This is a genomic window from Aeromonas sp. 2692-1, assembly GCF_013085505.1.
Lineage (GTDB): Bacteria > Pseudomonadota > Gammaproteobacteria > Enterobacterales > Aeromonadaceae > Aeromonas > Aeromonas hydrophila.
The window spans coordinates 1,397,724-1,423,778 of record NZ_CP038513.1 but is presented as its reverse complement, the minus strand read 5'-3'; the positions used below and the strand labels follow the sequence as shown (position 1 = coordinate 1,423,778).

Here is a 26,055-nt window from a genome sequence, read left to right as displayed (position 1 = left end):
CTGAATGCCTTTTGACCACCACTGTCACATCTCACAGTGACAAATCCGCTTTGACCCCACAGCCCTTGTCACGCCTGGTCTGCCGACATTTTCAGCGATCCCCGGTTGTTCTCCCGCCACCACTTGAGTAGCATCCCTTCTCAATTCCCTCCGTTGATAAGGCGTGCTGATGAAGGCGTTGGATTACAAGCTGCTGCTGGCGCTGGATGCGGTGATGCAGGAGCAGAACTTCGAGCGGGCCGCCCAGCGGCTGCACATCACCCAGTCCGCCATCTCCCAGCGCATCAAGCAGTTGGAGCAGCAGTTTGCCGAGCCGCTGCTGATCCGCAGCCAGCCGCTGCAGGCCACCCCCTCGGCCAGAAGCTGCTGAGCCACTACCGCCAGGTGCGCCAGCTGGAGCTGGAGCTGGCCGGTGAGCTCTCCCCCGCCGAACCCCAGGCGCCGATCCGCATCAGCATCGCCGTCAACGCCGACAGCCTGGCAACCTGGTTCCTGCCCGCCCTGGCCCCGCTGCTGGAGCAACACCCCATAGAGCTGAACCTGCTGGTGGACGACGAGAGCCGCACCCTCGACAAGGTGCGCGAGGGGCAGGCGTTCGGCGCCGTCAGCCTGCAACCCCAGCCGCTGGCCGGCTGCTGCGTCGACGAGCTCGGCGAGATGCGCTACATGCTCACCGCCAGCCCCGCCTTCGTCGCCCGCCACTTCCCCCATGGACTCAACGCGGCGGCGCTGGCCAAGGCGCCGGCGGTGGCCTTCGATCAGCGGGACGACATGCACGTCAGCTTCATGGCCCGCCACTTCGGGCTGGAACCCGGTGGCTACCCCTGCCACACGGTGCGCTCGTCCGAGGCCTTCGTCGCCATGGCCGAGCAGGGGCTCGCCTGCTGCCTCATCCCCGAGCTGCAGATCCGCCAGCAGCTGGCAGAGGGGCGGCTGCTCGATCTCAGCCCGGACCATCACCTGATCGAGCGCCTCTACTGGCACCGCTGGGTGCTGGAGCGGGGGCTGCACAAGCAGATCTCGGCGCGCCTGATCCAGCAGGGGCGCCAGGCACTGCAACCCCGCTGAGCAGGCCATTCACCTTGGCTTTGGGGGGGTAAAAACGTATAGTGCTGGGCGATCCTTCATCAGGTCTCCACCCAGGTTTTCCACTTCAGGTTCCTCACTTATGTTTCAAGACAATCCGCTGCTGGCTCAACTCAAACAACAGATCCGCGAGAACATCCCCAAGAAAGAGGGTGTGATCCGCGCCTCCGATCGGGGCTTCGGCTTCCTGGAGGTCGATGAGAAGACCAGCTATTTCGTGCCGCCTCCCTACATGAAGAAGGTGATGCACGGTGACCGGGTGAGCGCCCTGATCCGCACCGAGAAAGAGAAGGAAGTGGCGGAGCCGGATGCCCTGCTGGAGCAGGCGGTGACCCGCTTCGTCGGCCGCGTGAAGATGTTCCGCGACCGCCTCAACGTGGTGCCGGACCACCCCCTCATCAAGGACGCCATCAAGGCCCGCGCCAAGAAGGGGCTGGACGAGAAATCCTTCAAGGAAGGGGACTGGGTGGTCGCGACCCTCAAGCGCCACGCCCTGGTGGACGGCAACTTCTCCGCCGAGATCACCCAGCTCATCGCCACCCAGGACGATCACAACGTGCCCTGGTGGGTGGTGCTGGCGCGCCACAACCTGGCCCAGATTGAACCGGCCGACCTGCCGGAGTGGAAGGTGATCGAGGAAGAGGAGCTGCCGCGCACCGACCTGACCGCGACCCCCTTCTTCACCATCGATGGCGCCAAGACCAAGGACATGGATGACGCCCTGGCCATCCGCAAGCTGGACAACGGCTGGGAGCTGCTGGTCGCCATCGCCGATCCGACCGCCTTTGTTGCCGAAGGCAGCGAGCTGGACAAGGAGGCCGCCCAGCGCGCCTTCACCGTCTACATGCCGGGCCGCAACGTGCCCATGATCCCGCGCACCCTCTCCGACGAGCTCTGCTCCCTGAAGGAGGGTGAGGAGCGCAACACCCTCTGCGCCCGTCTGCTGATCGCCGAGGACGGCCTGCTGCTGGAGGAGACCGAGTTCTTCGCCGCCCGCATCTGCTCCCACGCCCGCCTCAGCTATGACGACGTCTCCGACTGGGCCGAACACGGCAAAGAGCTGAACATAGACGCGGGTGTCCTGGCCCAGTTGCCGCTGATGAAGGCGATGACCGAGGCGCGCATCGCCTGGCGCACCGAGCACGCCCTGGTGTTCCCGGACCGTCCCGACTACGACTTCGAGCTGGGTGAGGACGGCGAGGTGCTGGCAATCCACGTGGAGCCGCGCCGCATCGCGAACCGCATGGTGGAAGAGTCGATGATCGCCGCCAACATCTGCGCCGGCCGCGTGCTCGGCAAGCAGGTCGGCTACGGCATCTTCAACGTCCACACCGGCTTCGACGAGGAGTCCCTCGACGGCGCCATCGAGCTGCTCAAGAGCGCAGAGGCCCCGTTCGAGAAGGAAGAGATCGCGAGTCTCTCAGGCTTCTGCGCCCTGCGCCGCTGGATCGACAGCCTGGACACCCGCTGGCTGGACGGCAAGATCCGCCGCTTCCAGAGCTATGCGCTGATGTCCGCCGAGCCGGGCGCCCACTACGGCCTGGGGCTGGATGCCTACGCCACCTGGACATCGCCCATTCGCAAGTACGGCGACATGGTCAACCATCGCCTGCTGAAGGCCGTCATCGCCGGCAAGACCCCGGGTGAGCGCCCGAACCTGGAGCTGACCGAGCACCTGACCGCCTGCCGCCGCCTGCACCGCATGGTGGAGCGCGACATCGGCGACTGGCTCTATGTCCGCTACCTCAAGGCCGATGCCGGCACCGACAAGGTGTTCAACGCCGAGATCATCGACGTAATGCGCGCCGGCCTCAAGCTGCGTCTGCGCGAGAACGGTGCCGTGGTGTTCATGCCCGCCCGCCATATCCTCGACAACAAGGATCGGCTGGAGTGCAACTGGGACAACGGCCGCGTCTATCTGGACAAGACCGAGGTGGTCTACGAGCTCGGCCAGATCATCGAGGTCAAGCTGACCGAAGCGGTGGAAGAGACCCGCTCCCTCATCGCCAAGCCGGCGGTGGAGCTGGTACCTGGCCCGGCGCCGGTCGCCCCGACCAGCGAGGCCGATGTCGCGCCTGCTGACGAGGCGCCCAAGGCCGAATAAGCCAAGTATCCCCACCTTGCAAAAGCCCGCACTCTGCGGGCTTTTTTATTGGGCCATGCCACCCGCCGAGTCCGCCGATCACTTTTTGTACGCCCCGAGCTTGCCAGTTGCTCGCCACGAGCATAGAGTGAACCCATAAATGAACGAACGTTCGCTCATTGTAAATTTTCTAGCAAAAGGCATCCCCATGACCACCAACAACCTGCGGCTGGAGCAGCGGCGCGAGCAGATCATCCAGGCGGCGCTCGGCTGCTTCATCGAACGGGGCTTCCACCAGACCGGCATGCGCGACATCGCCGCCGCCGCCGGGGTGAGCCTCGGCAACCTCTACAACCACTTCGCCCGCAAGGAGGAGCTGATCGCCCTGATCGCCTCGCTTGAGGCGGCCGAGCTGCAACCCCTGCTGGATGAGCTGGTCCAGGGGCCGGCCCGAGCGGCGCTGGCCCGCTTCGCCGCCGGCTACCTCGCCTGGTCGCTGACCCCGGAGAACCTGCTGCTCGGCACCGAGATCCTGGCCGAGCTGACCCGCCATCCGGAGATGGCCACCACCTTCGCCAGCAACCAGCGCCAGCTGTGCGATGCCCTGGCGGCGACGGTGCGCCGTGGCCAGCAGGCGGGGGAACTGGCCGCACATCTGCAGTCAGATCTCACCGCCCAGCTGCTGCTGGACGCACTGGAGGGGCAGGCGGTGCGCCACGCCCTCGCCCTGCATCCAGAGCAGGCACCGGTGGAACAAAGGTTGCCGTCCCTGCTGGACCAGCTGCTGGGCCCGGCCCGCTGATCACCCCAAGGAGTCACCACCATGACGACCCCGCACAATCGACTGGAAGGACTGGATCTGGCCCGTGCCATGGCCCTGCTCGGCATGGTGCTGGTGAATTTTCGCATCGCCATGGGGGTGTTGGCGGGGGGGCCGACATGGCTCAAGCCCCTGCTGGATGCACTGGAGGGGCGCTCCGCCGCCAGCTTCGTGGTACTGGCCGGCATCGGGCTGGGGCTGTCGACCCGCAAGCTGGCGTGGTCGGCGGCCATGAGCCATACCGCCAGGCGGGCCCTGTTCCTGCTGATCGTGGGGCTGCTCAACTACCTGGTTTTTCCGGCCGACATCATCCACTACTACGCCGTCTACTTTCTGCTGGGGGCCTGCTGTCTCCGGCTTCCCTCCCCCTTGCTGCTGGCCCTGATCCCGCTGCTGGCGGCAAGCTTCGTCGGCCTGCTGTTCCTGCTCGATTACGATCGGGGCTGGCAGTGGCACAGCTTCAGCTATCCCGAGTTCTGGACCCTGGCCGGCTTCATCCGCAATCTGCTGTTCAACGGCTGGCACCCGGTGGTGCCCTGGCTAGGCTTTCTGCTCTACGGCCTCTGGCTGAGCCGCCAACCTCTGGCCAATCCGGTCACCCAGCGCTGGCTGCTGGCCGGCGGGGTGAGTGCCATGGCGCTGGCCAAGGGGCTGTCGCTCTGGTTGCCGACCCTCTTGCCGAACCCCGAGCTGGCGCCACTGCTGGCGACCCAGCCCATTCCCCCGGCGCCGCTCTACCTGCTGTTCGGCATGGGCGCGGCCAGCACCCTGATCGCGCTCTGCCTCTGGCTGGGACGCGCCCTGCCCGAGGCCCGCTGGTGGCGAGTGTGGCTGCCGGTCGGCCGGCAGACCCTGACCCTCTATCTGGCCCACATCATGCTCGGCATGGGGGTACTGGAGGCCATCGGCTGGCTGCAGGGGCAGGATCTGCCCGAGGTTGTGCTGGCCGCCGGCCTCTTCGCCCTGGCGGCACTACTGTTTGCCAATCTCTGGAGTCAGCGCTTCGAGCGAGGCCCGCTGGAGTGGCTGATGCGTCGACTCTGCGGCTGAAGGGCATCATGAAAAACTGAAAGTGGGTTACAAAATAATTAATTCATTTGTTATTTGAATATGGATTCAAGCAATCCATCGTCAATACCCTCACTTTTCAGGTCAGGCGAATTGCTCCAATTGAATACAAATAATGAAAGTGAGAAATGGATCACATTGACATCAGATTTGCGCAAATAGCAAAGAGTGATTCGTGTCACATAAAAACGATGCTGGCGGCAGAAAAGATCGAAATGTAGCCGAAATACAGAGAGTGAATGTGATCGACATCACTATGAAGGGAGGGGGGTGGCCGGGGTATTTGAGAGATGCATCACAAGACACCCCGTTTTCAGCCTAATTTGATCACAAGCTGGTAGATTGAAGTTGCTTAGACGACAGGGATGGCGGTTCGGCAAAACCGGCCAGCCCGACTACCACTTTTAATCAAACAGGCTTAAAACGGGGTCCCGACATGTTATCACCGGATACCAAAGTCAAGATACAGAATTTTGGACGCTTCCTGTCCAATATGGTCATGCCCAACATAGGCGCCTTCATCGCCTGGGGCTTTATTACCGCCCTCTTCATCCCCACCGGCTGGCTGCCGAACGAGACGCTGGCCAAGCTGGTCGGGCCCATGATCACCTACCTGCTGCCGCTGCTCATCGGCTACACCGGCGGCAAGCTGATCGGCGGTGAGCGTGGGGCCGTGGTCGGTGCCATCACCACCATGGGCGTGATCGTCGGCACCGACATCCCCATGTTCATGGGCGCCATGATGGTCGGCCCGCTCGGTGGCTGGGCCATCAAGCGCTTCGACAAGGCGATGGAGGGTCGCGTCAAGAGCGGCTTCGAGATGCTGGTCAACAACTTCTCCGCCGGCATCATCGGCATGTTGCTGGCCATCCTCGCCTTCTTCGTGATCGGCCCCTTCGTCAAGGTGCTCTCCGGTGTGCTGGCGGCGGGCGTGGGCTTCCTGGTGGACAACAGCCTGCTGCCGCTCACCTCGATCTTCGTCGAACCGGCCAAGATCCTGTTCCTGAACAACGCCATCAACCACGGCATCTTCTCGCCGCTGGGCATCCAGCAAGCCACCGAACAGGGCCGCTCCATCTTCTTCCTGATCGAGGCGAACCCGGGTCCGGGTCTGGGCGTGCTGCTGGCCTACATGGTGTTCGGCCGTGGCGCCGCCAAGCAATCCGCCGCCGGTGCCTCCATCATTCACTTCTTCGGCGGTATCCACGAGATCTACTTCCCGTACGTGCTGATGAACCCGCGCCTCATCCTGGCGGTGATCGCCGGCGGCATGGCCGGGGTCTTCACCCTGACCCTGTTCAACGCGGGTCTGGTCTCCCCCGCCTCGCCGGGCTCCATCTTCGCCGTGCTGCTGATGACGCCGAAAGCCTCCCTGATCGGGGTGCTGCTCTCAATCATCGCCGCCACTACCGCCTCCTTCCTGGTCGCCGCCGTCTTCGTCCGTGCCCAGCAGCCGGAAGCCGACGAGGCCGATGCCCTGGACGAAGCCACTCGCAAGATGAAGTCTATGAAGGGTGCCAAGCCCGCAGCCGCCGCGGCCAAGAAGCCGAGCGGTGAGCTGATGGCGGTACGCAACATCGTCGTCGCCTGCGATGCGGGCATGGGTTCCAGCGCCATGGGTGCCGGCATGCTGCGCAAGCGGGTGCAGGCCGCCGGTCTCGACATCAGTGTTACCAACCGGGCCATCAACAACCTGGACGATCAGGTCGATCTGGTCATCACCCACAAGGATCTGACCGACCGTGCCCGTCGCCACGCGCCGCACGCCCAGCACATCTCCCTGACCAACTTCCTCGACAACGCGCTCTATCAGGAGCTGGTGCAGAACCTGAGCCTGGCCGGCGCGGCCAACGACGACGTGGCCAACCCGCAGCTGCTGGTGGCCGCCAACGACGACAGCTATGAACCGCAGGCCGGTGAAGTCTTCACCCTGAGCCTGCAGGACGTGCACCTCGGCCTCAAGGCCGACAACAAGGAGGCCGCCATCCTGGCCGCCGGCAAGCTGCTGGCCGAGCGTGGCTACGTGGCGCCGGACTATGTCAACGCCATGCTGGAGCGCGAGCGCCTGGTCTCCACCTACCTCGGCGAGTCCATCGCCGTGCCCCACGGCACCATAGCCGCCAAGGAGCACGTGAAGCGCACCGGCATCGTCATCTGCCAGTACCCGGCCGGGGTCGCCTTCGGCGAATCGGCCGACGAGGTGGCACGGCTGGTGATCGGCATCGCCGCCCGCAACGACGAACACATTCAGGTAATAACCAGACTGACCAATGCACTGGATGAACCGGGTCTCATCGACCGGTTGGCCAGCACCCAGGATCCCCAGGAGTTCCTGAACCTGCTGGGCGCCGAACAGGCCGCGTAACTCATCATCATCTTTGGTTATAGAGGTTAATATCATGAAAACATTGCATTTTGGTGCCGGCAATATCGGACGTGGTTTCATCGGCAAGCTGCTGGCGGATGCCAGCCACCAGGTCACCTTCGCCGACGTCAACGAGACCCTGATCGATCAGCTCAACCACCGGCAGGAGTACAAGGTGCACGTGGTGGGGACGGATCAGAAGCTGGACGTGGTGCGCAACGTGGCCGCCGTCAGCTCCGCCGGCCACGAGGTGATCGCCCGTATCATCACCGCCGATCTGGTGACCACGGCGGTGGGTCCCAACATCCTGGACAAGATCGCCAGCACCCTGGCCAAGGGGCTGCAGGCCCGCTTCGATGCCGGCAACCTGACGCCGCTCAACGTCATCGCCTGCGAGAACATGGTGCGCGGCACCAGCCACCTCAAGCAGGAGGTACTCAAGTACCTGCCGGTCGCGTATCATGCCACCCTCGACGCTTGCGTCGGCTTCGTCGACTCGGCGGTGGATCGCATAGTGCCGCCCGCCGCGGCCAACGACGATCCGCTGGAGGTGACGGTGGAGAGCTTCAGCGAGTGGATCGTCGACCAGACCCAGTTCAAGGGCGAGCTGCCCCAGGTGGCGGGCATGGAGACCACAGACAACCTGATGGCCTTCGTCGAGCGCAAGCTGTTCACCCTCAACACCGGCCACATCGTCACCGCCTATCTCGGCAAGCTGAGGGGCTACCACACGGTGCGGGAGGCGATCGAGGATCCGCTGATCCGCAGCAAGGTGCGCCGCGCCATGGAGGAGAGCGGGGCCGTGCTGGTGAAACGCTACGGTTTCGATCCCCGGCTGCACGCCGCCTACATCGAGAAGATCCTGGCCCGTTTCGCCAACCCCTATCTGGTGGACGAGATCGACCGGGTCGGCCGTCAGCCGCTGCGCAAGCTGGCGGCGGGGGACAGGCTGGTGAAACCCCTGCTCGGCACCCTGGAATACGGCCTGCCCAATGAACACCTGCAGGAGGGGATCGCCGCGGCGCTGCACTATCGCAACGCCGACGACCCTCAGGCGGTGGAGCTGCAGGCGCTGCTGGCCGAGCTCGGTCCGGCCCGGGCCCTGGCCCAGGTGACCGGTCTGGATGCAGACAGTGACATCGTTGCCGCCATCGTTGCCCGTTATGGCAATTTGAAGTGACCTGATGAGGCGCCGTCGCCGCCGGCCCACTAAGGCCGGCCACCAAAGCGCCTCATACGATAAAAACCGGGAGAGAGGCCCACTCTCTCCCTGTCAGCTGGACCCAATGCACTTATGACCACACACCAGGAAGATGAAGTACTGGAGCGACTGAACGAGCAGGATGGCCCTCGCGGCTTCTTTCTCGAGGTCGTGACCATCCTGGAAGAGGCGGTCGACTCCCTGATGCGACGCGCATTCCGTCAGGAGGAGTATGCCGTCAAATACGCCATCGAACCCCTGCTCAACCAGAGCGGTCCCCTCGGCCAGCTGGAGGTGCGCCTCAAGCTCATCTTCGCTCTCGGCCTCATCTCCCTCGAACGCTATCAGGATCTCGAGGCTTACCTGAAGATCCGCGATTTTCTGGTGCGCGACCCCAAGGATTACCGTTTCAGCGACAAACCGATCCGCGATCTGCTGGCACGCCTGCACGGCGTCAGCCAGGGCGGCATGATGCCGCAGGAGGCCCCCGCCAACGAGGAGGACTGGCCCTTCTACCAGATGCAGCTGAACCGGCTCGATCAGGTGGTGCGCTCGGCGCTGGTGCTGGCGGTGGCCGACTGCGTCACCGAACTCCACAAAGAGAGTCCCATCTAATCCGGCTGGTGGCCGCAGCCAGCGGCCACACCCCGATCCTCTCCCGCGGCCATGCCCCCGTGACGCCCGCTGTCGCGCGATCCGCTCCCCCCCTTGTTCCCGCCGCCGGCTGGTGTCAATCTGACCATCTTCCCCACTACACTTCCTCCAGGTTCATCGCCTTAATCGAGGTCTGCATGATTGCTCTCTCCCTGGCCGGGATCGCCCTGGTCTCAGTGCTGGCCCAGTGGCTGGCCTGGTCGCTGCGGGTGCCCGCCATCCTGTTTCTGCTGCTCACCGGCCTGCTGCTGGGCCCGGTCAGCGGCCTGCTCGACCCCGACGCCCTGCTCGGCGACCTGCTGTTTCCGCTGGTCTCCCTGTCGGTCGCCATCATCCTGTTCGAGGGGGCGCTCACCTTACACCTGGCCGAGCTGAAAGGGATCGGCAAAGTGGTGCGCAACCTCTGCTCGGTGGGCATGCTGGCCAGCTTCGCCGTCATCGGCAGCGCCGGTTACTTCCTGCTGGGACTGGACTGGCGGGTCGCTATGGTGCTCGGCGCCGTGCTGGTGGTGACCGGCCCCACCGTGGTCGCCCCCATGCTCAACGTGATCCGCCCGACCCGGGAGGTAGACCGCATCCTGCGCTGGGAGGGGATCGTCATCGATCCCATCGGCGCCCTGTTTGCGGTGCTGGTGTTCGAGGCGGTGCGCCTCGGCAGTCAGGGGGATCTCATCGGCCACACCCTGCTGGCGCTGGCCAAGACGGTGGGGGTGGGCTCGCTCATCGGGGTCGGCGCCGGCTGGCTCACCACCCTGCTGATCCGCAAGGACTGGCTGCCGGTCAGCCTGCACAAGTTCGGCGTGCTGGCGCTGGTGCTGGTCACCTTCAGCCTCTCCAACTGGCTCAGCCACGAATCCGGCCTGCTGGCGGTCACCGTGTTCGGCATCTGGCTCGCCAATCAGGAGGGGCTGGATCTGGAGGAGGTGCTGGCCTTCAAGGAGGATCTCGCCGTCATCCTCATCTCCTCCCTGTTCATCCTGCTGGCGGCCCGCCTCGACCTGGCCCAGCTCTGGCAGCTCGGCCCCATGGTGCTGGCGCTGCTGTGCGTGGTGCAGTTCGTGGCGCGCCCGCTCTGCATCTTGGTCTCCACCTGGGGATCCGATCTCTCCTGGCGGGCCCGCGCCCTGCTCGGCTGGATTGCGCCGCGCGGCATAGTGGCGGCGGCGGTCAGCGCCTCCTTCGCCATCAGCCTGCACCAGGCCGGCATTCCCGATGCCGACAAGCTGGTGCCGCTGGTGTTTGCGGTGATCATCTCCACCGTGGTGCTGCAGAGCCTCACCTCGGCGCCGCTGGCCGGTCTGCTCAAGATGCGCCAGAGCGCCCCCAACACCTGGCTCATCATCGGGGCCAACTCGGTGGCGCGGGCCATCGGCCGGGCACTGGCTGATCAGGGGGTGCCGGTCCAGCTCTGCGATCCTGCCTGGGAGTTCTGCCGTCAGGCGCGGATGAGCAACCTGCCCTGCTACTTCGGCAATCCGCAATCCGAACACGCCGAGCTGCACCTGCCGCTCACCAGCATCAGCACAGTGCTGGCGCTCTCCCCCAACCGCCACAACAACGCCCTCGGCGTGCTGCACTTCGCCCACCTCTACGGCGAGGAGAAGGTCTACTCCCTGCGCTCCAGCGAGCAGCACGGCAAGGCCAATCGGGAGAGCACCACCTTTCGCGCCCGCCAGAACCTGTTCGGTCCCGACATCAACTACGCCCGGTTGAGCGGCCTGCTGAGCCGGGGCGGCCAGATCAAGGCGACCCGGCTGAGCGAGGCGTTCGATTGGACCCAGTACCAGGAGGCCAACCCGGGCGCCATTCCGCTGTTCGTGCTGGACGGCAAGGGGCGGGCCCGCATCGTCACCGGCCCCGTCGAACCGCTGGCCGGGGAGCTGCTGATCGCCCTGCAGCCGCCGAAGGAGACGGCCACCCCATGAGCGAGACACGGCCCAACCCGCTGTTGGCTCCACTGCTGACACTGCTGCGGCAGGCAAGCGGCAGCTACAAGGTGCACGAGCTGCTGGCCGAGCTGCGCCGCCAGGAGGTCATCCCGCCTCTGCCGGGGGATGAGCAGCAACAGCTGTTTCGGCTCAACTTCCTCATCATGAACGCCCTCTACCAGCTGCAGGCCGAGCTTCATGGCGAAGGGTGGTGGCTGGTGATCAGCACCCTGGATATCCGGCTCGAACCACTCGCCATTCGCGAGGGGGCAAGCGCCCTCGCCCGGGGCGAGGCGCTGCGCAGTTACTACCTCGACTGGCAGGTGTTCTGGCAGACCGACCGGGAGGAGGTGGAGGCGCTGCTCGGCAGCTTCTGGCGGGCCTGTGAGCGCGATGAACACAGGGCCGAGGCGCTGACCCTGTTCGCCCTGCCGACCGGGGCGCAGCCCGATGCCATCCGCCGCCGCTGGCGGGAGCTCGCGCTGCAACACCACCCGGATCGCGGGGGCGATGCCGACACCTTCATCCGCCTGCGCTGGGCCTGGGAGCACCTCAAATCGGCCAAATGAGCCGGCCGACCCTGACCGCAACCACTAGACTTGAAGTGGCATCAAGCGTCACGGGAGGATGTCATGACAGTCAGCGAACTTCGCCAGCTCTATCAGCAGCAAGCCTTCAAGGAAGCCGAGATCCTGCAGGACGCCATCCTGCCCGGCTGGATCGTGGAGTTCAGGGGTCAGGACGGCAAGCTGTACGAGATGACCGACACCCTGGGCTGCCCCCGCTACTTCGGCTCGGTCGAGGAGGCCCGCCAGCACGTGCACCTGGTGGCGGATTGCCCGATCCAGGTCGAGCACCTCTACCGCTTCTTCGAACGCTGAGAGATCGGCAGGCTCAAAAAAGGCTCCCACGGGAGCCTTTTCTCATTCCGGTTGCAGGGGTTCCACCCCCTTGCCCTCCAGCCGCCTGACCGGCTTTTGCAAGATCAGGTTGGCCGGATAGGTGACCAGATCGCCGTTGTCATCGCGCACCCGCACGTAGAAGAGGCCGATCTCGGTGATGACCCCGGTGACCGAGTCATCCTTGTCGAGGATCCGGATCCGGTCGCCAATCTTGTAGGGGAAGGCGAAGAAGATGGTGATGCTGGCAGTGATGTTGGAGAGGATCGACCACTGCGCCACCATGGCGACGCCCAGCACCGCAAAGAAGGAGGAGGCCAGCACCACCAGCCGCGAGAAGTCGAGCCCCCACACCCCGGCCAGGATCAGCAGGGTGGCGCAGCCGAGCAGGAAGTGGAACACGTGCTCCACGTAGAGCACCCGGTTCTCGCTCACCTGCCGGGTCTGGGCCAGCGCCAGCAGGCTCTTGTGAATGAGCCCGCGAACGAGGGTGTGGCCCAGCAGCAACAGCAGGGTCACGCCAAAAGATTCCCATGTCGTCATGTCTGCTCCTTACCACCAGCGCCGATGTTTGAGCCAGACTGCCAGCCCGGTCGCCAGCGCCACCAGGGAGCCGCAGAAGATCCAGAAGGCGGTCGGGCTCTCGGCCCCGGGAATGCCCCCCAGGTTGATGCCGAACAGGCCGGTCAGGAAGCTGGCGGGCAGGAACAGCAGCGCCATCACCGACATCTGGTAGGCGCGGCGATTGGTCGCCTCCGCCATCAGGTTGTTGATCTCGTCCGCCAGCACGGCGGTGCGAGCCACCCCGGCGTCCAGATCGTCCAGCCAGCGCCGCAGCCGGTCGGCGATGTCCAGCAGACGCCGGCGGTCATCTTCATCCAGCCAGCTGATCTTCTCGTTGGCCAGGCGCGCCACCAGATCCCGCTGGGGCGAGAGGTAGCGGCGGATCATGATGAGCTGCTTGCGGATCAGCGCCAACCGGCCATTGGCGGGCAGGTCGCGCATCAGCACCATCTCCTCCAGATCCAGGATCTGATCGTGCAGCTCCTCGACGAACTCCCCGGCCCGATCGGTCAGGGCGTCGCAGATCTCCACCAGCCAGTCGGCCGGGGTATCGGCGCCGCCCCCAGCTTGAGCTGGTTGAACACGTCCTGCTCCGACAGCAGCGGCCGGCGCCGGCTGCTGATGATGAGATCCGGGGTGATGTAGATGCGCAGCGCCACCATCTCTTCCGGTCTGTGGTCCTTGTTGTGGTTGATGCCGCGCAGGATCAGCAGCACCGTCTCCCCCATCCTTACCAGCTTGGGACGATTGCTCTGGCCGAGCAGCGACTCGCGCGCCGCATCATTGAGCAGCGGGGTCTGCAACAGCCAGCGCGCCGCCTCCGGATTGCCGTAGTCCAGATGCAGCCAGCCCGGCTGCTGCGCCGGTATCTCGCAGCCCGCCACCAGTGGCTGCATGCCACCCCTGCCATCCAGGGTCAGGCCATAAATTACGTCACTGGGCACCCGATCCATCTGCTCGTCCTTTTCGCTCATGTTCATCGGCCCAGCTTACACCAAAGCCGGGCCCGACTCAGCCCCGGGGCAGCCGCCCCGCGCCGGCCGTGTTAAGATGCGCCACTCGTTTCAGACACAGGAAGCCCTGCCATGCCCATCTGGGTTGATGCCGATGCCTGCCCCATTCCGGTCAAGGAGATCCTTTACCGCGCCGCCCACCGTGCCCAGGTGGTGACCACGCTAGTGGCCAATCAGGGGCTGCGGGTACCCCCTTCCCCCTTCATCAAGACCCAGCAGGTGGAGAAGGGCTTCGATGTGGCAGATCATGTCATCGCCCAGCAGGTCAAACCCGGCGATCTGGTGATCACCGGCGACATCCCGCTCGCCTCCTGGGTGATCGATGCCGGCGGCGAGGCGCTCAATCCTCGCGGCGAGATCTACACCCGCGAGACCATCAAGGCGCGGCTCGGCATGCGCAACTTCATGGAAGAGCTGCGCTCGGCCGGGGTGCAGACCGGCGGTCCGGCGCCCCTCAACGCGGCCGACAAGCAGCGTTTCGCCAACGCCCTCGACAAGTGGCTGGTCAAAGGCAAGCTGTAAAGAGACCCTAAAGGCGCCCTCTCTGGGCGCTTTTTCGCCGTAACATACTGATTTTCAAAATAACAGCTGACCACAACCATCAGGCTGGTAAGATGCGCCGCCATTTTCCCCATGTCGTAGCCATCATGACCGCCCAAGGGCACCTGCTCTTCTCCGTTACCTGCACCCTGCTCTCCCACAAACTCCAGCTGACGCCGGCCCTGGCCGACGCCAGCCTGTGGCACACCATTCCTGCCGCGCTGGCCAGCGCCCTGCTGCCGGACCTCGATCACCCCAGGTCGGTGCTGGGGCAACGCCTGCCCTGGATCTCCAAACCCTTGTCGCGGCTGTTCGGCCATCGCGGCTTCACCCACAGCCTGCTGGCGGTGGCCGCCGCCATCTGGGGACTGGATCAGAGTCTGGCTCCCGCCCTGCTGCCCACCGGCGTCAAGGATGCTCTCATCATCGGCTACCTCAGCCACCTGCTGGGAGACTGGCTCACCCCGGCCGGCATTCCGCTGCTGTGGCCCAGCAAGCGCCGCTACCGGCTGCCGGGCTGGCCGCTCAAAAGCGGCGGCGCCGTCGAGACCGGCTTTTGCACTCTCACCCTGCTGGCCGCCGGTTACTGGGCCCACTGGCCAGACTAGCGGCCTGTCAGGCCAGCTAGCACCTGCTGTTGCCAAAAAAACAAACCCCTGCCGAGGCAGGGGTTTGTCATGGTGAGAGCGGGTGGCGGTATTACAGCATCACACCGGCAATCACGGCGGAGAGCAGGCTCACCAGGGTGGAGCCGTACACCAGCTTCAGACCGAAGCGGGAGACCATGTTGCCCTTCTCTTCGTTCAGCGCCTTCACCGCACCGGCGATGATGCCGATGGAGCTGAAGTTGGCGAACGACACCATGAAGATGGAGAGGATGCCGATGGTGCGCGGAGAGAGCTGGGCTGCGATCTTGCCCAGATCCATCATGGCCACGAACTCGTTGGTTACCAGCTTGGTCGCCATGATGGAGCCGGCTTGCAGCGCTTCACCACTCGGGATGCCCAGGATCCAGGCGATCGGGTAGAAGAGGTAGCCCATGACGAACTGGAAGTTGACGCCGAATGCCATCTCGAACAGGTAGTTGATGAGGGCAATCAGGGCGATGAAGCCGACCAGCATGGCACCCACGATGACCGCCACGGTGAAACCGGCCATGATGTACTCGCCCAGCATCTCGAAGAAGTTCTCTTTCTTCGGGCTGTGGTGCTCGTCACCTTCGGCCAGCGCCTTGGCGTCGGTCACGGTGTTGTCCGGCTCGTAGGGGTTGATCAGCGACAGCACGATGAAGGTGCTGAACATGTTGAGCACCAGCGCGGCCACCACGTAGCGCGGCTCGATCAGCTGCATGTAGGCACCGACGATGGACATGGAGACGGTGGACATGGCAGTGGCGGCCAGGGTGTACATCTGCTTCTCGTTCAGGTGCGGCAGGATGTTCTTGAGCGCGATGAAGTTCTCGGACTGGCCGACGATCATGGAGCTGATGGCGTTGAAGGACTCCAGCTTGCCCATGCCGTTGATCTTGGCCAGCACGGTACCGATGCCGCGGATCACCAGCGGCAGCAGACGGATGTACTGCAGGATACCGATCAGCACGGAGATGAAGACGATGGGCATCAGTACCATCAGGAAGAAGGAGAAGGCCCCTTCATTGACCAGGCCGCCGAACACGAAGTCGGTACCCTGTTTGGCAAACTCCATCAACTTGGTGAAGCCGGCCGCGAAGCCACCCACCACCGCCAGACCCACTTCGGAGTTCAGCATGAACCAGGCCAGCGCCAGTTCGACCACCAGCAGTTGGCCGATATAACGCAGTTTGATCTGTTTCCAGTTGTGGCGGTTGGCCAGCAAAGCAAGAGCGAGGACCATCACGAGTCCGAGCACAAAGTGAACGTATTCCATACCAGTAGCACCTGAGTAATTTGTAATTTTTTGACCGGCGCCATCATAGACATTTGCATATTTAAAAATCAGATAGCCATCACAATCTGCGGTAAAAATATGCATGTTGGATAATACAAACGTTTTTAAATTAATTAAACGCTCACACAAGCATCTAATCATTGTTCAATAAACGTAAAAGTCATTAATAAACAGATAGTTAAAAATAAACCATTCAGTCTGAAAGGGCTATTTTCACAGCTTTATCACATTTATTTAAAACCTGGCAAATGGCGTCATAGCGGCGAGGTTAAATTTACGGCGAATTTATTTAATCAAATCAAAATGACAAACGTTTATCTTATTTGCGATGAATGGCCCGGCTTCTTTCAGCTAATTTCCGAAAGGCAGTGGGGTATTTTCAGACGAGCCGGACAACATGCCACCACCGTTTTTCCCCGGCAGCGGCCTCGCCACCGTCGCCGTCCAGTCGTTCAAAAATCCGCCACACCCGGCAGCGCTTTCTGATACAATGCGCGCCCTTGCGCACGGCGCAGCCCGTTTTCTCCGATATAGAGTCTTTTTGTGAACAACGAATTTAGCAGCCTGAACCTCTCCCCCGCCCTGCAGGACAACCTCGCCAGCCTGGGTTATCTGCAGATGACCCCGATCCAGGCCCAGAGTCTGCCCCTGGTACTCGATGGCAAAGACCTGATCGCCAAGGCAAAAACCGGCAGCGGCAAGACCGCGGCCTTCGGCCTCGGCCTGCTTGCCAACCTCGATGTCAACCGGCTCGAGGTGCAGGCGCTGGTGCTCTGTCCAACTCGCGAGCTGGCCGATCAGGTTGCCACCGAGATCCGCCGTCTCGCCCGAACCCTGCCCAACGTCAAGCTGGTCACCCTGTGCGGCGGCACCCCGACCGCACCGCAATCCGCCACCCTGAGCTTTGGCGCCCACATCGCCGTCGGCACCCCGGGCCGGATCCTCAAGCATCTGGAGCAGGGCACCCTCGAGCTGGACGGCCTCAAGACGCTGGTGCTGGACGAAGCGGATCGCATGCTGGACATGGGCTTTGGCGAAGACATCAACCGGGTCATCAGCCACGCCCCGCGCGATCGCCAGACCCTGCTGTTCTCCGCCACCTATCCGGAGGGGATCGCCCAGATGAGCCGCGGCGTGCAGCGCAACCCGGTCGAGGTGAGCGTGGAGTCCCTGCACGAAGACAGCGCCATCGAGCAGAAGCTGTATGAAGTGCCGGCCGGCCAGCGCCTTGACGCCCTCGGCTGGTTGCTCAGCCACTACCAGCCGAGCTCCTGCGTGGTGTTCTGCAACACCAAGCGGGCCTGCAACGACGTGGCCGATCACCTGGCCGCCAAGGGCTTCTCGGCGCTGGCGCTGAACGGCGACCTGGAGCAGCGCGAGCGGGATCAGGTGCTGGTGCGCTTCGCCAACGGCAGCGCCACCATCCTGGTGGCCACCGACGTGGCTGCCCGCGGTCTCGACATCAAGGAGCTGGGCGCCGTCATCAACTACGAGCTGACCTACGACCCCGAGGTGCACGTGCACCGCATCGGTCGGACCGGCCGCGCCGGTCAGCAGGGCCTGGCCCTGAGCCTCTACCAGCCGAACGAGGCCCAGCGCGTCAACTTCATCGAGGAGTACCAGCAAGCCCCCATTCCCCAGGGCGACCTGACCGGGATCGGCCGCGACATCAAGCCGATCGCGCCGCAGATGGTGACCCTCTCCATCGATGCGGGCCGCAAGAGCAAGGTGCGCGCCGGTGACATCCTCGGCGCCCTGACTGGCGAAGGCGGCATTGCCGGGGCCGATGTGGGCAAGATCCAGATTTCCGAGCAGTACTCCTACGTGGCGGTGAAGCGCCAGGTGGCCAGTGCCGCCCTCAAGCGGCTGCAGGAAGGCAAGATCAAGGGGCGCAGCTACCGCGCTCGCAAGCTGGGCTAAGGTTCACGACACAGGCGCCGGTTCGGCGCCTGTTTCATATTTATCCGTGCCCATGAGAACAAGGCAGATGCCATGACCCAGACAACCCGACCCGAAGTGAGCTGCCAGAACTGCGAAGCCTGCTGCTGCCGCCTCGAGGTGATGCTGTTTACCGATACCGGCGTCCCGGATCGCTATGTGGAAGAGCGGGAAGGTGAAGTGCCGGTGATGCACCGGCTGGAAGATGGCTGGTGCGCCGCGCTCGATCGCAACACCATGATGTGCCGCATCTACGAAGTCCGCCCCTTGATATGCCGTGAATTTGAAATGGGCGAGCCCGACTGCGTCGACGAGCGGGACAAGTGGTTTATCAAGCTCAATTGACCGATGGGCGAGCACTCGATCGCACTCCCGCGATGATGTGCCCCATCCATGAAGTCCGCCCCTTGATATGCCGTGAATTTGAAATGGGCGAGCCCGACTGCGTCGACGAGCGGGACAAGTGGTTTATCAAGCTCAACTGAGCTGCGGGTAATGATCAGCCTGCCGTGCCGTCAGACCAGCCCGGCCAGTTGCCGTTCCAGCCACTGCAGCGCCTCGTCGGTCTGCTCGAAGTAGCGGACGCCCTGAAACGGCAAACCGCTGAACACCTGATCCGCCAGATACTGCTTGAAGCTGCCCGCCAACACCACCGCCAGAAAGGCGCAGCCGTTGCTGGCGCACCAGCCGAACTGGCGGCGAAAGCGGGCCAGCACCTCGGGGCCCGCCGCCTCAAACTCGGTCGCCACTTCGATAATGCCCCAGGGCGCGTCGCGCAGGCTGGCGATCTGCTGGCTGAACTGTGCCTCATAGGCCATGGCCCCCGCCAGATTGAAGGGGCCGCTCGGTCGGCAGATCAGCACCTGACCGCGTCGCTGCATCTCGAAATGGCCGTGTGGTTGCAACTTCACGTCTGCCTCCTTCCCTGGATTTTCGTCGCGCAAGCACCCTTTTATGTTGCAACAAGGTAAGGATTTCTCTGCAAAAAGTCCATTCTGCCAGGCGCGAGCCTGGATGGGCTGCGTCACCGGTTGACCCACTGGCGGCCTGCTCAGCACGCCCTTGCCCACCGCATCGACCAGCCCTCATGTTCTGTTGCAGTTAACAAAACGTTGCTGCTATCATCCGCGCCGCCACCAACATTCCACCAACTGAAACGTTAACTCACGGCGCAAGGAACAGAGATGAAAAATCGGGACGCGAACCACTATCAGCGCATCTGGCGCTGGCACTTCTATGCGGGTCTCTTCGTCGCCCCCTTCCTGATCCTGCTCTCGCTGACCGGGATCGTCTATCTGTTCAAGCCTCAGCTCGACAACCTGATGTATCCCGAGCTGATGAAGGTCGCCCCCGTCAGCCAGCCGCTCAGCGCCGATCAGCTGCTGGTCAAAACGATGGTGGCCATGCCGGATGCCAGCCTGAGCAAGTACCTGCCACCGGTCAGCCCGGAGGCCAGCGCCCAGTTCATCGTCCGCCAAGGCGGCAACGAGCTGACCCTGTTCCTCGATCCCGCCAGCGGCGCCCTGCTCGGCACCCTGGACAACAAGTGGAATCTGCAGGCGGTGGCGCGCGCCCTGCACGCCGATCTGCTGCTCGGCACCATAGGGGATCGGTTGATCGAGCTGGCCGCCGGCTGGGGAATCGTGCTGCTCATCAGCGGGCTCTATCTCTGGTGGCCACGCAAGGGGCCAGGGGTTGGCGGCATCCTGTGGCCACGCTGGAGCCAGCGCGGCCGGCTCTGGTGGCGCGATCTGCACGCCGTGGTCGGTTTCTGGGGCGCCGGCTTCCTGCTGCTGCTGCTCTTGAGCGGCATGACCTGGACCGGTTTCTGGGGCGATCAGTTTGCCGCCGTCTGGAACCGCTTCCCGGCCGCCATGTGGAACGAGGTACCCAAGTCGGCGCCCCTGGCGCGCAGCCTCAACCATGCCCATCAACAGACAGTCCCCTGGGCGGTCGAGAACACCCCCATCCCCAGCTCGGCCGAGCCCAAGGCCCACGACCACAGCGCCATGGGGCACGGCGGCGAGCACGACGGCATGGTGATGGCGGAACACCGCATCCCGCTGCAACAGGTGGTGGAGATCGCCGCTGCGCGCCAGGTCACGCCGGGCTACAGCATCACACCACCGGCCGGGGCGAGCGGCGTCTACACCATCGCCATCTCGGCCGATGATCCACGCAACGACGCCACCCTGCACATCGATCAATACAGCGGCAAGGTGCTGACCGACGTGCGCTGGCAAGACTACGGTCCGGTCGCCAAGACGGTGGAAACCGGCGTCATGCTGCACATGGGCAAGCTCTACGGCTGGCCGCACCAGCTGGCCATGCTGCTCATCTGCCTGCTGGTGTTGCTGAGCTCGGTGAGCGGGCTCTGGATCTGGTGGAGCCGCCGCCCCAGTGGTCGCCTCGCCGCCCCGCCCTTGCCGGCCAGCCTGCCCCCCATGCGCGGCGCCATTGCCCTGCTGATCCTGCTCGGTATCTGCTTCCCGCTGGTGGGCGGCTCCATGCTGGTGATCTGGCTGCTGGACAGTCTGCTCTTCGCCCGCCATCGGGCGCCACGGCTGGCACGGGTTAGCTAGTCGCCGGCGCCGTGCGCCGCACCAAGCAGCCACTTCAGGAGGGCTCCCACACGGGAGCCCTCCTGGTTTCAGTGCACCTTTACGCTTGCTCCACCAGCTGGAGGATCTTCCTCGCCTTCTCGAAGTGATCGAGGCGCTGGGTCTGGATCCACCAGGTCGCCGCCTCCATCAGCAACTCGGGGTCATCGTTGCGGTTGGCAAAAAACGCATAGAAGGAGACGCCGACCGCCTCCCCCTTCTGCGCGATTTTCTGATGGCACACCTGAATGATTTTCTGTTTGAGCGAGTCGCGCATGGCGGCGTTCCGGCCTGATGAGTGATTGGCCGGCCAGCATACCCCAACCCACAAAAAGGGCCCCCGTCCGGGAGCCCTTTTGCATTGCCGATCACATGGCCCCCAGTCAGGAGAGCGCCAGCCCGATGGAGAGCAGCAGGCTGAACAGGAAGGCGCTGATGGCGGTCTTCTTGAGCGCGCCGGTCAGCACCTCGCCATCGAAACTCTGGCGCAGGGTCTTGGCGGCATCGGTGAGCGGCTTCATGGCAGGCAGGAAGATCCAGGGCCAGAAACTGGCGGGCTGGGTCAGCAGGAAGGCGATGGTGGTCAGCAACGCCGCCCCCAGCAGTACCCAGTGGTAGGCGATGGCACGGTTGCGACCGAGCCGCACCGCCAGGGTGATCTTGCCGCTGACCGCATCGGTCTCGATGTCGCGCACGTTGTTGATGTTGAGCACCGCGGTGGCCAGCAGGCCACAGGCGGTGGCCGGCAGCAGCAGATCCCACTGCAGGGTCTTGGTGAACAGGTAGTAGGAGCCGAGCACCCCCAGCAGGCCGAAGAACAGAAACACCGAGATGTCGCCAAAGCCGCGATAGCCGTAAGGGGTCTTGCCCACCGTGTAGGTGATGGCGGCGACGATGGCGGCGCCACCGAGCAGCACGAAGGTGAGGATCTGCAGCCACTGATCGCCAAAAGCACAACCCAGCAGGGCGAGACCGCTGACTACTGCGGCCAGCGCGGTCAGCGCCATGGCCACGCACATCTGCCGGCGGGTGATGAGGCCAGAGACCACGGCGCGCTGGGGGCCGATCCGTTCGCCATTGTCCGCCCCGGATACCGCATCCCCATAATCGTTGGCCAGATTGGAGAGGATCTGCAGCAGAATGGCGGTCAGCAGGGAGAGCGCCATGATGGTGCCGTCGAAGGCACCGCGGCTGGCCGCAAGCCCGGAACCCAGCAAAATGGAGGAGCACGCCAGCGGCAACGTTCGCAAACGCGCCGCCAGCAACCAAATAGATAAGGTATTTGTCATATTGTGATGGCCAAACAATCAGATATTGATCGTGTTAAGGGTTATCGAACCGGATTTCGGTATACTTGGCCCCTCGGGAGGTAGCTCCCCGGGCGATTTACATGGACGAATGGGCAGATAATATATAGGAATAATCGCTCCTTTGGCATAAACCAACGGCATCCTTCTGCAGGATGGACCGTCACTATCGGCTCATAGACGAAATCCATGTTGGCTCAGACCCATATCAAGCAACAACTGGACGCCCTGCGTCACGGCAATGCCAGCGGCTTCGTGCGGCTGCGCGTGGCCATCGAGGTCGACTCCTTTCTGGGCTGGCTCGCGGCGCAGACCCTCTATCCCCGTATCTATTGGCATGCCAGAGGACACGACCGTCCCGAATACGTGGCGCTGGGCTGCCTGCGCGAGCTGGCCGAGCCCCAGGCGATCCGCCAGGTCTGCGAACAGACCAGCCAGCCCCATGACGACAGCCCCCGCTACTATGGCGGGCTGGCGTTCGACCCCACCCAGCCCGGCTGGCAGGGGTTCGGCCCCTGCCGCTTCGTGCTGCCCCGCATCGAACTGGTGCGTCGTGGCGAGTGCGTCACCCTCTGCCTCAACCTCTGGTTGCCGGAGCAGACCGGCAGCGACGCCTTCGAGGCCGAACTGCAGGCCGCCGCCGCCGCCCTCGACGCCCTTCGGCCGGAGGCACCTCTGCCGCCGCTGACCCCTCATTCATGGCAGCGGGAGGATTGCCCGAGCCAGCCGCAGTGGCAGACCCTGGTCGAGCAGGTCACCGCCCCCGAGTTCCAGACCCACACCCCCAAGGTGGTGCTGTCGCGCCAGAGCCGGCTCACCCATGACGGTGCAACGCTCACGGCCGACCCGCAGGCCGTCGCTCCCTGGTCGCTGTTGGCCAGCTGGGCACAGCACGGTCAGGACTGCTTTCACTTCGGCTTCCAGTTTTCGCCCGAGCAGAGCTTTATCGCCTGCTCCCCCGAGCGCCTCTACCGCCGTGAACATCAGCACCTCTTCACCGAGGCGCTGGCGGGCACCATCCGCCGCTCCGGCGACGAGGCAACCGACGCGGCGCTGGCCGCCGAGCTGCTGGCCGACAGCAAGAACCGGCTGGAAAACCGGCTGGTGCACGCCGACATTCTCAGCCGGCTGGCGCCGCTCACCACAGATGCCACCCTGACCGAGCCGCGCATTCTCAAACTGCGGCTGCTGCAGCACCTCAAGTGCGACATCGAGGCCGAGCTCAAGCCCGGCGTCTGCGACTGGCAACTGCTGGAAGCGCTGCACCCCACCCCCGCGGTGGGCGGTGCCCCGCGCGAGGCGGCGCTGGCCTTCATCCGCGAGCGCGAGCCCTATGATCGCGGCTGGTATGCCGGCGCCTGCGGCATGCTGAGCCGGGAGACCTCGGAGTTCTCGGTCGCCATCCGCAGTGCCCGCATCACGGCGCAGGCCATCACCCTGTTTGCCGGCGCCGGTATCGTCGCGGGTTCCGAGCCTGCCGCCGAGTGGGCCGAACTCGACAACAAGATCGCCAACGTGCTCTCCCTGCTGGGATAGCGTTTTCTCATCGTTTCCTCACTGCGAGAGCCTCATGTCCGCGCGCCAAGAGTTTGCCAGCCACCATGCCACCTTCAACCACGTCTGGTCTTCCCTCTTGCTGGAGGAGCTCTTTCGCCTCGGCGTGCGCGACATCGCGCTGGCCTCCGGCTCGCGCTCGGCGCCGCTCACCATGGCAGCCGCCGCCCACCCCGGTTTTCGCCGCCATCTGCACTTTGACGAGCGCGGCCTCGGCTTCATGGCGCTGGGGCTGGCCAAGGGCAGCGGCCGCCCGGTCGCGGTGATCATGACCTCGGGCACCGCGGTGGCCAACCTCTGGCCGGCAGTGGCCGAGGCGCAACTCACCGGCGTGCCGCTCATCATTCTCTCCGCCGACAGGCCGCCCGAGCTCATCGACAACGGGGCCAACCAGGCCATCGATCAGCAGGGGATCTTCGGCCGCTACCCCGTCTATCAGCAGAACCTGCCGAGCCCCACCGCCACCATCCCGGCCGCCTTCGTGCTGAGCTCGGTGGATCAGGCGCTGGCCCAGCAGGCGCGCACACCGGGGCCGGTGCACTTCAACTGCATGTACCCCGAACCCCTCTATCCGGGCGACGCCTACCTGGACTTCTCCGCCTATCTGGCCCCCCTCGGCGACTGGCTCAGCTCGTCCGAGCCCTGGAGCCCCTGGCAACTGGCGCAGACCCCCTGCCCGTGTCAGCCAGACTGGGACGAGCTGCAGGGCAAGCGCGGCCTCATCGTCGCCGGCCGCATTCAGGATCCGGTCCAGGCCAAGGCGGTTGCCGCCCTGGCCGAGCGGCTCGGCTGGCCCCTGCTGGCAGACCTGCAGAGCCAGCTGCGCTTCGATGGCCGCAACCTGGTGCACGCCGATCTCGCCCTGCAACACAGTGGCTTTTTGGCCGAGCTGGCCCGGGCCGAGGTGCTGCTGCAATTTGGCGCCCGCCTCATCTCCAAGCGGCTCGGCCAGTTCATCAAGCAGCAGCCCTGGCAGGCATACTGGCTCATCGACCCGCAGCCAGCCCGGCTCGACCCGGACTACCGGCTGCGCCGCCGCCTGCTGTGCGAACCCGGCGCCTTTGCCGCCGCCCATCCGGTGGCGCACCCGCACCTGCCCTGGCACCGGCTGGCGGAGCGCCAGCAGGCCGTCAGCCAGCAGGTGCGCAGCGCCTGCGAGCGTTTCTCCGAGCTCGGGGTGTGCCATCGCCTGAACCAGCTGATCAGAGGCCAGCTGTTTGTCGGCAACAGCATGCCGGCCCGGCTGATGGACATGCTCGGCGAGGCGGGCAAGGGCCCCAGCCGGGTGATGACCAACCGCGGCGCCTCCGGCATCGACGGCCTCATCGCCACCGCCTACGGCTTCGCGCAATCGGTCCAATCGGGCAGCAATGAGCCCACCACCCTGCTGCTCGGCGATCTCAGCGCCCTGCACGATCTCAACAGCCTGGCGCTGCTCGGCAAATCGAGTCGACCGCTGGTGGTGATCCTGCTCAACAACGATGGCGGCAGCATCTTTCGCATGCTGCCGGTGCCGACCCAGGACGCGCTGCTGGAGACCTACTACTGCCTGCCTCACGGCCTGCACTTCGAGCACGCCGCCGCCATGTTCGGCCTCCACTACCGGGCGCCGGCCACCCTCGCCGACTTTGAACGGGATTATGCCGCCGCGCTGGAAAAGGGGGTAACGCTGATTGAAATCAAGGTCCCCAGCAGCGAAGTCGCCGAGGATCTGAAGGCATTGGGAAGCGCGATCCGTGGCAGCTAGTGCCGACCAGCCGACGCTGGTGCTGCTGCACGGCCTGCTCGGCGATGCCTACGACTGGCAACCCGTGCAGGCGGCCTTGGCCGACCTCCCCAGCCTGGCGCTGGATCTGCCGGGCCACGGCAGCAACCGGGCAGTGCGGGTAGCGGGGTTCGAGCAGGCCCATCGCTGGCTGTGCGACGAGCTGGCCGCGCGCGGCATCGGTCGCTACCAACTGGTGGGCTATTCGCTGGGCGGGCGGCTCGCCCTCTATCACGCCAGCCAGTCGCCGGTGGGGCTGCAGGCCCTGCTGCTGGAAAATTGCCACCCCGGCCAGCCACCGGCAGAGCGGCCCGCCCGCCTCGCCCACGATGAGGGCTGGGCCCGGCGCTTCGAGCAGGAGCCCCTGGCGACCGTGCTGGCCGACTGGTATCGGCAGGGGGTGTTCGCCGATCTGGGCGAGGATGCCCGCGCCCGCCAGATAGCCCGCCGCCTTGGCAACGACGGCAAGGCCGTGGCCGCCATGCTGCGGGCCACCTCCCTGGGCCAGCAGCCGGATCTCGGCGACTGGCTGGCGCAAGGTGCGCTGCCGGTCACCTACGTGAGCGGCAAGCGGGATCACAAATTCCATCAGCTGGCTTGCCTCATGGCGAGTCAGCATCGCAAAATCAACCACTTGGAGCTGGATGGCGGCCACAATCTGCATGCCCACCAGCCTGAGACTTTTGCCCGGCTCCTCGCGGAGTGGGTCAACCAACAACAAGAAGAGAAGCGTCATGATTGAAG

Annotated in this window: 22 protein-coding genes and 2 pseudogenes; 18 read left to right on the top strand and 6 right to left on the bottom strand. The window is 64.5% G+C overall.

Going from position 1 to position 26,055, the window contains the following annotated elements; genetic code table 11:
* The first annotated feature begins 169 nt into the window (after window positions 1-169).
* The 10 genes and pseudogenes from E5E97_RS06960 (at window position 170) to E5E97_RS06915 (ending at window position 12,086) form a co-directional block, all read left to right on the top strand.
* Window positions 170-1,068: pseudogene (locus E5E97_RS06960) on the top strand (LysR family transcriptional regulator ArgP).
* Window positions 1,069-1,168: 100 nt separating this feature from the next.
* On the top strand, window positions 1,169-3,190 hold the full coding sequence (locus E5E97_RS06955) for an exoribonuclease II (protein ID WP_171280030.1): 2,022 nt from the start codon (window positions 1,169-1,171) through the stop codon (window positions 3,188-3,190).
* Between the two features lie 187 nt (window positions 3,191-3,377).
* On the top strand, window positions 3,378-3,971 hold the full coding sequence (locus E5E97_RS06950; protein WP_171280029.1) for a TetR/AcrR family transcriptional regulator: 594 nt from the start codon (window positions 3,378-3,380) through the stop codon (window positions 3,969-3,971).
* Window positions 3,972-3,992: 21 nt separating this feature from the next.
* Window positions 3,993-5,039: a DUF418 domain-containing protein gene (locus E5E97_RS06945; RefSeq protein ID WP_171280028.1), complete on the top strand. Its 1,047-nt coding sequence runs from the start codon at window positions 3,993-3,995 to the stop codon at window positions 5,037-5,039.
* 454 nt (window positions 5,040-5,493) lie between these two features.
* Window positions 5,494-7,422, top strand: a complete 1,929-nt coding sequence (locus E5E97_RS06940) for a PTS mannitol transporter subunit IICBA (protein ID WP_171280027.1) — start codon at window positions 5,494-5,496, stop codon at window positions 7,420-7,422.
* 34 nt (window positions 7,423-7,456) lie between these two features.
* The gene (locus E5E97_RS06935) at window positions 7,457-8,602 is read left to right on the top strand and encodes a mannitol-1-phosphate 5-dehydrogenase (RefSeq protein ID WP_171280026.1); all 1,146 of its coding nucleotides are present in this window, start codon (window positions 7,457-7,459) and stop codon (window positions 8,600-8,602) included.
* 114 nt (window positions 8,603-8,716) lie between these two features.
* The gene (locus tag E5E97_RS06930) at window positions 8,717-9,238 is read left to right on the top strand and encodes an MltR family transcriptional regulator (protein WP_005308438.1); all 522 of its coding nucleotides are present in this window, start codon (window positions 8,717-8,719) and stop codon (window positions 9,236-9,238) included.
* 176 nt (window positions 9,239-9,414) lie between these two features.
* Window positions 9,415-11,202 carry a sodium:proton antiporter gene (locus E5E97_RS06925; RefSeq protein WP_171280025.1) on the top strand — a complete coding sequence of 596 codons (1,788 nt, stop codon included), beginning with the start codon at window positions 9,415-9,417 and terminating at the stop codon, window positions 11,200-11,202.
* Window positions 11,199-11,774 carry a DNA-J related domain-containing protein gene (locus E5E97_RS06920; RefSeq protein WP_139390042.1) on the top strand — a complete coding sequence of 192 codons (576 nt, stop codon included), beginning with the start codon at window positions 11,199-11,201 and terminating at the stop codon, window positions 11,772-11,774. Before E5E97_RS06925 ends, E5E97_RS06920 begins: the two co-directional genes overlap by 4 nt.
* A 63-nt stretch (window positions 11,775-11,837) precedes the next feature.
* Window positions 11,838-12,086, top strand: a complete 249-nt coding sequence (locus E5E97_RS06915; RefSeq protein ID WP_011704519.1) for a hypothetical protein — start codon at window positions 11,838-11,840, stop codon at window positions 12,084-12,086.
* Window positions 12,087-12,128: 42 nt separating this feature from the next.
* Here the strand turns inward: E5E97_RS06915 and E5E97_RS06910 are convergent, their stop codons facing one another.
* Entirely contained in the window at window positions 12,129-12,647 is a 519-nt protein-coding gene (locus E5E97_RS06910; protein ID WP_011704518.1) for a mechanosensitive ion channel domain-containing protein, read from the bottom strand.
* 9 nt (window positions 12,648-12,656) lie between these two features.
* Window positions 12,657-13,564 (bottom strand): annotated as a pseudogene (zntB, locus tag E5E97_RS06905) (zinc transporter ZntB).
* 189 nt (window positions 13,565-13,753) lie between these two features.
* On the opposite strand from zntB, the gene E5E97_RS06900 reads away from it, so the two are divergent.
* Together E5E97_RS06900 and E5E97_RS06895 are read left to right on the top strand one after the other, a co-directional pair.
* Window positions 13,754-14,203 carry a YaiI/YqxD family protein gene (locus E5E97_RS06900; protein ID WP_065479821.1) on the top strand — a complete coding sequence of 150 codons (450 nt, stop codon included), beginning with the start codon at window positions 13,754-13,756 and terminating at the stop codon, window positions 14,201-14,203.
* A gap of 125 nt (window positions 14,204-14,328) precedes the next feature.
* Entirely contained in the window at window positions 14,329-14,829 is a 501-nt protein-coding gene (locus E5E97_RS06895) for a metal-dependent hydrolase (protein WP_171281201.1), read from the top strand.
* A gap of 91 nt (window positions 14,830-14,920) precedes the next feature.
* Here E5E97_RS06895 and E5E97_RS06890 read toward each other — a convergent pair whose 3' ends face one another.
* Window positions 14,921-16,126: a NupC/NupG family nucleoside CNT transporter gene (locus E5E97_RS06890; protein WP_016349310.1), complete on the bottom strand. Its 1,206-nt coding sequence runs from the start codon at window positions 16,124-16,126 to the stop codon at window positions 14,921-14,923.
* A gap of 564 nt (window positions 16,127-16,690) precedes the next feature.
* Between E5E97_RS06890 and dbpA the strand changes: the two genes are divergently transcribed.
* Together dbpA and E5E97_RS06880 are read left to right on the top strand one after the other, a co-directional pair.
* The gene (gene dbpA, locus E5E97_RS06885; protein WP_118881986.1) at window positions 16,691-18,067 is read left to right on the top strand and encodes an ATP-dependent RNA helicase DbpA; all 1,377 of its coding nucleotides are present in this window, start codon (window positions 16,691-16,693) and stop codon (window positions 18,065-18,067) included.
* A 72-nt stretch (window positions 18,068-18,139) separates the two neighbouring features.
* Complete coding sequence (locus E5E97_RS06880; protein ID WP_016349308.1) at window positions 18,140-18,430, top strand: YkgJ family cysteine cluster protein; 291 nt, start codon at window positions 18,140-18,142, stop codon at window positions 18,428-18,430.
* 170 nt (window positions 18,431-18,600) lie between these two features.
* Here the strand turns inward: E5E97_RS06880 and E5E97_RS06875 are convergent, their stop codons facing one another.
* Window positions 18,601-18,996 (bottom strand): hypothetical protein, encoded by a 396-nt coding sequence (locus E5E97_RS06875; protein ID WP_171280024.1) that lies wholly within the window; start codon window positions 18,994-18,996, stop codon window positions 18,601-18,603.
* A 273-nt stretch (window positions 18,997-19,269) separates the two neighbouring features.
* Here E5E97_RS06875 and E5E97_RS06870 point away from each other — a divergent pair, with 273 nt between their 5' ends.
* A complete protein-coding gene (locus E5E97_RS06870) occupies window positions 19,270-20,667 on the top strand; it encodes a PepSY domain-containing protein (RefSeq protein ID WP_118881987.1) in 1,398 nt (465 codons plus the stop codon).
* A gap of 79 nt (window positions 20,668-20,746) precedes the next feature.
* Here E5E97_RS06870 and E5E97_RS06865 read toward each other — a convergent pair whose 3' ends face one another.
* Entirely contained in the window at window positions 20,747-20,962 is a 216-nt protein-coding gene (locus tag E5E97_RS06865; protein ID WP_016349305.1) for a DUF6500 family protein, read from the bottom strand.
* 106 nt (window positions 20,963-21,068) lie between these two features.
* Window positions 21,069-21,974, bottom strand: coding sequence for a 1,4-dihydroxy-2-naphthoate polyprenyltransferase (locus tag E5E97_RS06860; RefSeq protein ID WP_026080210.1), 906 nt, complete (start codon window positions 21,972-21,974; stop codon window positions 21,069-21,071).
* Between the two features lie 207 nt (window positions 21,975-22,181).
* On the opposite strand from E5E97_RS06860, the gene E5E97_RS06855 reads away from it, so the two are divergent.
* The 3 genes from E5E97_RS06855 to menH are packed head-to-tail and all read left to right on the top strand — an operon-like array spanning window position 22,182 to window position 26,053.
* Window positions 22,182-23,528, top strand: coding sequence for an isochorismate synthase MenF (locus E5E97_RS06855; RefSeq protein ID WP_118881989.1), 1,347 nt, complete (start codon window positions 22,182-22,184; stop codon window positions 23,526-23,528).
* A 34-nt stretch (window positions 23,529-23,562) separates the two neighbouring features.
* Window positions 23,563-25,293, top strand: a complete 1,731-nt coding sequence (gene menD / locus E5E97_RS06850) for a 2-succinyl-5-enolpyruvyl-6-hydroxy-3-cyclohexene-1-carboxylic-acid synthase (protein WP_118881990.1) — start codon at window positions 23,563-23,565, stop codon at window positions 25,291-25,293.
* The gene (gene menH, locus E5E97_RS06845; protein ID WP_118881991.1) at window positions 25,283-26,053 is read left to right on the top strand and encodes a 2-succinyl-6-hydroxy-2,4-cyclohexadiene-1-carboxylate synthase; all 771 of its coding nucleotides are present in this window, start codon (window positions 25,283-25,285) and stop codon (window positions 26,051-26,053) included. The genes menD and menH overlap by 11 nt, the downstream gene beginning before the upstream one ends.
* Window positions 26,054-26,055: the final 2 nt, after the last annotated feature.

What these genes read in the sequence shown, in the direction of transcription:
- E5E97_RS06865 (WP_016349305.1), bottom strand. Translation starts at nt 20,962, where the DNA reads ATGCGCGACTCGCTCAAACAGAAAATCATTCAGGTGTGCCATCAGAAA.
- E5E97_RS06915 (WP_011704519.1), top strand. Translation starts at nt 11,838, where the DNA reads ATGACAGTCAGCGAACTTCGCCAGCTCTATCAGCAGCAAGCCTTCAAG.
- E5E97_RS06935 (WP_171280026.1), top strand. Translation starts at nt 7,457, where the DNA reads ATGAAAACATTGCATTTTGGTGCCGGCAATATCGGACGTGGTTTCATC.
- E5E97_RS06860 (WP_026080210.1), bottom strand. Translation starts at nt 21,974, where the DNA reads ATGACAAATACCTTATCTATTTGGTTGCTGGCGGCGCGTTTGCGAACG.
- menD (WP_118881990.1), top strand. Translation starts at nt 23,563, where the DNA reads ATGTCCGCGCGCCAAGAGTTTGCCAGCCACCATGCCACCTTCAACCAC.
- E5E97_RS06930 (WP_005308438.1), top strand. Translation starts at nt 8,717, where the DNA reads ATGACCACACACCAGGAAGATGAAGTACTGGAGCGACTGAACGAGCAG.
- E5E97_RS06870 (WP_118881987.1), top strand. Translation starts at nt 19,270, where the DNA reads ATGAAAAATCGGGACGCGAACCACTATCAGCGCATCTGGCGCTGGCAC.
- E5E97_RS06945 (WP_171280028.1), top strand. Translation starts at nt 3,993, where the DNA reads ATGACGACCCCGCACAATCGACTGGAAGGACTGGATCTGGCCCGTGCC.
- E5E97_RS06910 (WP_011704518.1), bottom strand. Translation starts at nt 12,647, where the DNA reads ATGACGACATGGGAATCTTTTGGCGTGACCCTGCTGTTGCTGCTGGGC.
- E5E97_RS06940 (WP_171280027.1), top strand. Translation starts at nt 5,494, where the DNA reads ATGTTATCACCGGATACCAAAGTCAAGATACAGAATTTTGGACGCTTC.
- E5E97_RS06900 (WP_065479821.1), top strand. Translation starts at nt 13,754, where the DNA reads ATGCCCATCTGGGTTGATGCCGATGCCTGCCCCATTCCGGTCAAGGAG.
- E5E97_RS06950 (WP_171280029.1), top strand. Translation starts at nt 3,378, where the DNA reads ATGACCACCAACAACCTGCGGCTGGAGCAGCGGCGCGAGCAGATCATC.
- E5E97_RS06895 (WP_171281201.1), top strand. Translation starts at nt 14,329, where the DNA reads ATGACCGCCCAAGGGCACCTGCTCTTCTCCGTTACCTGCACCCTGCTC.
- E5E97_RS06920 (WP_139390042.1), top strand. Translation starts at nt 11,199, where the DNA reads ATGAGCGAGACACGGCCCAACCCGCTGTTGGCTCCACTGCTGACACTG.
- E5E97_RS06890 (WP_016349310.1), bottom strand. Translation starts at nt 16,126, where the DNA reads ATGGAATACGTTCACTTTGTGCTCGGACTCGTGATGGTCCTCGCTCTT.
- E5E97_RS06855 (WP_118881989.1), top strand. Translation starts at nt 22,182, where the DNA reads ATGTTGGCTCAGACCCATATCAAGCAACAACTGGACGCCCTGCGTCAC.
- E5E97_RS06925 (WP_171280025.1), top strand. Translation starts at nt 9,415, where the DNA reads ATGATTGCTCTCTCCCTGGCCGGGATCGCCCTGGTCTCAGTGCTGGCC.
- E5E97_RS06955 (WP_171280030.1), top strand. Translation starts at nt 1,169, where the DNA reads ATGTTTCAAGACAATCCGCTGCTGGCTCAACTCAAACAACAGATCCGC.
- E5E97_RS06880 (WP_016349308.1), top strand. Translation starts at nt 18,140, where the DNA reads ATGACCCAGACAACCCGACCCGAAGTGAGCTGCCAGAACTGCGAAGCC.